General features: G+C 54.1%; 2 protein-coding genes. One reads left to right on the top strand and one right to left on the bottom strand.

The genetic code is table 11. From position 1 onward, the window contains the following. On the bottom strand, positions 1-2,982 hold a 2,982-nt coding region (nifJ, locus tag ACR0P9_RS08855), incomplete at its 3' end, for a pyruvate:ferredoxin (flavodoxin) oxidoreductase (RefSeq protein ID WP_432619309.1). 391 nt (positions 2,983-3,373) lie between these two features. Between nifJ and ACR0P9_RS08850 the strand changes: the two genes are divergently transcribed. Then, the coding region (locus tag ACR0P9_RS08850) for a magnesium chelatase domain-containing protein (protein WP_432619307.1) at positions 3,374-3,785 on the top strand (412 nt) is incomplete at its 3' end.

The raw sequence follows: 3,785 nt of genomic DNA, 5'->3' as shown, positions 1-3,785 counted from the left end.
GGAAGCCAGAACGTGATCCAGACCGCCGAAGCCGATGTCGTAAGCCCAACCGTCGCCGCCGAAGATCCATACGGACTTCTTGGACAGGTAATCCTTCTTAGCCAGGATCTCAGATGCCAGCGTGCAAGCCTCGCAGTCGCAGTTCGGCTCAACGTTGCTCTCCAGAGCAGCGATGTAAGCTTCAGTTGCAGCCTGGTTAGCAGCGCCGTCAGCGTAAGTATCCAGCCACTTCTGAGCAGCATCCTTCAGAGCCTGCTGTGCATACGGTACAGCGATCAGAGCCTCGGTCTTAGCCTTCAGGTTCTCACGCAGTGCCTTCTGGCCATGATACATGCCCAGACCATGTTCAGCGTTGTCCTCGAACAGGGAGTTAGCCCATGCCGGACCACGGCCGTCCTTGTTGACGGTGTACGGGGAAGTAGCTGCCGGGCCGCCCCAGATAGAGGAACAACCAGTAGCGTTGGAGATGTACATACGATCACCGCATACCTGGGTAATCAGACGAGCGTAAGAGGTCTCAGCACAGCCAGCGCAGGAACCAGAGAACTCAAGCAGCGGCTGCTTGAACTGGGAACCCTTGACGGTCTTGATGTCTTCCATCTCCGGCTTGCGGGAAACCTTGTTTACAGTGTACTCGAATACTTCAGCCTGAGCAGCTTCCTCATGCTGCGGAACCATGGTCAGAGCCTTGGTCGGGCAAACGCCGATGCAGACACCACAGCCCATGCAATCGAGCGGGGAAACAGACATGGTGAAGGAGTAAACGCCCTTGCCAGCGCCAACCTTGATCGGAGCAGTCTTGATAGCAGACGGAGCTGCTGCAACTTCTTCCTCGGTCAGAGCGAACGGACGAATGGTAGCGTGCGGGCAAACATATGCACACTGGTTACACTGAACACACTTCTCAGCGTCCCAAGTCGGTACGGTAACAGCGGTGCCGCGCTTCTCGTAAGCAGCTGCGCCATGCTCGTAGGTACCGTCTACGTAATCGGTAAATGCGGATACCGGCAGGGAGTCGCCGTCCATGCGGTCGATCGGCTCCATCAGGTTGGTAACCATCTTGACAGTCTTCTCGCGGCCTTCCGGAGCTTCTGCCGGAGCTGCGTCAACTGCATTTGCCCAATCAGCCGGAACGTCGATCTTCTCGTAAGCAGTAGCGCCCAGCTCGATTGCCTTATGGTTCATATCAACGATGTCCTGACCCTTCTTCAGGTAAGAATGGGTAGCAGCGTCCTTCATCAGCTGGATAGCAGTCTCTTCCGGCATTACCTTAGCCAGGGAGAAGAATGCGGACTGAAGAATGGTGTTGGTACGCTTGCCCATGCCAATCTTGATAGCCAGGTCGATAGCGTTGATGGTGTACAGCTGAATGTTGTTCTTCGCGATGTAACGCTTAGCCTCAGCCGGCATGTACTCGTTCAGCTCTTCCGGCGTCCACTGGCAGTTAATCAGGAATACGCCGCCCGGCTTTACGTCGTTGACCATCTTGTAGCCCTTGACAACGTAGGACGGGTTGTGGCAGGCAACGAAGTCAGCCTTGTTGATATAATAAGGGGACTTGATCGGCTTAGCACCGAAGCGCAGATGCGATACGGTTACGCCGCCAGTCTTCTTGGAGTCGTACTGGAAGTAAGCCTGTACGTAGTTATCGGTGTTATCGCCGATGATCTTGATAGAGTTCTTGTTTGCACCAACGGTACCGTCGCCGCCCAGACCCCAGAACTTACATTCGATGGTGCCTTCAGCTGCGGTGTTCGGGGATGCGTGCTCTGCCAGAGACAGGTTGGTAACGTCATCCACGATGCCGAGGGTGAACTGCTTCTTCGGCTCGTCCTTAGCCAGCTCTTCGTATACAGCGAATACGGAAGACGGAGGCGTATCCTTGGAGCCCAGACCATAACGGCCGCCGCAGGTAAATACAGATCTGCCTGCATTTGCCAGAGCAAATACAACATCCTGATACAGCGGCTCGCCCTGGGAGCCCGGCTCCTTGGTGCGGTCGAGAACAGCAATCTTCTTAGCGGTTGCCGGGATAGCTTCCAGCAGCTTGTCAGCGCGGAACGGACGGTACAGGCGAACCTTTACCAGACCAACCTTCTCGCCCTGAGCGGTCAGGTAATCGATAACTTCTTCTGCTACGTCGCAGATGGAGCCCATAGCGATGATCACGCGCTCAGCGTCCGGTGCACCGTAGTAGTTGAACAGCTTGTAGTCGGTGCCCAGCTTCTCGTTAACCTTGCCCATGTACTTCTCAACGATTTCCGGAACTGCTTCGTAGTAAACGTTGGAAGCCTCACGGTGCTGGAAGAAGATGTCGCCGTTTTCGTGGGAACCACGCATAACCGGATGCTCCGGATTCAGTGCGCGGGCACGGAACTCCTCAACAGCCTTCATGTCGCACATATCAGCCAGATCGTCGTAATCCCATACAGCGATCTTCTGGATCTCATGAGAGGTGCGGAAGCCGTCGAAGAAGTTGATGAACGGAACGCGGCCCTCGATTGCTGCACAGTGAGCAACAGCGGACAGGTCCATAACTTCCTGCGGGTTGGTCTCGCACAGCATAGCGAAACCGGTCTGGCGACATGCCATAACGTCGGAATGGTCGCCGAAGATATTCAGTGCATGGGAAGCAACAGTACGTGCGGATACGTGGAATACGCACGGCAGCAGCTCGCCTGCAATCTTATACATGTTCGGGATCATCAGCAGAAGACCCTGAGATGCAGTGTAAGTGGTGGTCAGAGCACCAGCTGCCAGAGAGCCGTGTACGGTGCCGGAAGCGCCTGCCTCAGACTCCATTTCTACGACCTTAACGGTGGTGCCGAAGATGTTCTTTCTACCGGCAGCTGCCCACTGGTCAACATTGTCGGCCATCGGGCTGGACGGGGTGATCGGATAAATACCAGCAACTTCGGTAAACGCATAAGATACGTGAGCCGCAGCGGTATTGCCGTCCATGGATTTCATTTTTCTTGCCATGTTATATCGTTCCTCCTATATAATGTAGGTAACCGCGCACGGATACCAACCCGTATGCGGTAGGTGCTGCCTCGGAGCGATCAGGAGTGGGCTGATACCGGGGAACAGCAGCTGTGCGAACAGCGCAGAGGTGCTATTCGTAACCATGCTTATTTTAGCAAAAAAAGATTGCAATGTAAACACAAAAACGAAAGAATTTGAGCAAAAGGCATAAAAAAGCCGATAGAAAGGCAAAAAACCTCATTTATTGTGCTATTCAGGTGAAGTTTTTAACAATTTTCGGAGAATTTTGCACCAAAAAATGAAAGCGCTTACAGTGTTCTGGTGATATTGCCAAGGTATTTTGATTGCGTTACAATGAAAAAAACAGAGAAAGAGGGGAAGATGGCATATGATAGCAACGGTGTTTTCCGCAGGCATTTATGGCATTGAGGGGTATCTTGTGACGGTAGAGTGCGGGCTGGTCAATGGCTTGCCGTCGTTTGAGCTGGTCGGCCTGCCGGGTGCAGCGGTCAAGGAGTCGAAAGAGCGCGTCACGACAGCGGCGCGGAGCATCGGCATGGCACTGCTTCCGGCGAGAAAGACGGTAAATTTGGCTCCGGCAGATATTCGCAAAGAAGGTGCCGTCTATGACCTGCCGATTTTGCTCGGCTTGTTGGCGGCACAGGGAAATATTGAAGAACCGCTGCCGGAGGACAGCGTGTTTATCGGAGAAATCAGCCTGAGCGGTGAACTGCGCCCGATCAAGGGCGCGCTTTCTATGGCGATGGCGGTGCAGGAAGCCGGGAAAAAGAAACTGTTCC

It is taken from the genome of Butyricicoccus sp. (assembly GCF_050872565.1).
Lineage (GTDB): Bacteria > Bacillota > Clostridia > Oscillospirales > Butyricicoccaceae > Butyricicoccus_A.
The sequence above is the reverse complement of the archived record's forward strand: the minus strand, read 5'-3'. Positions and strand labels throughout refer to the sequence as shown.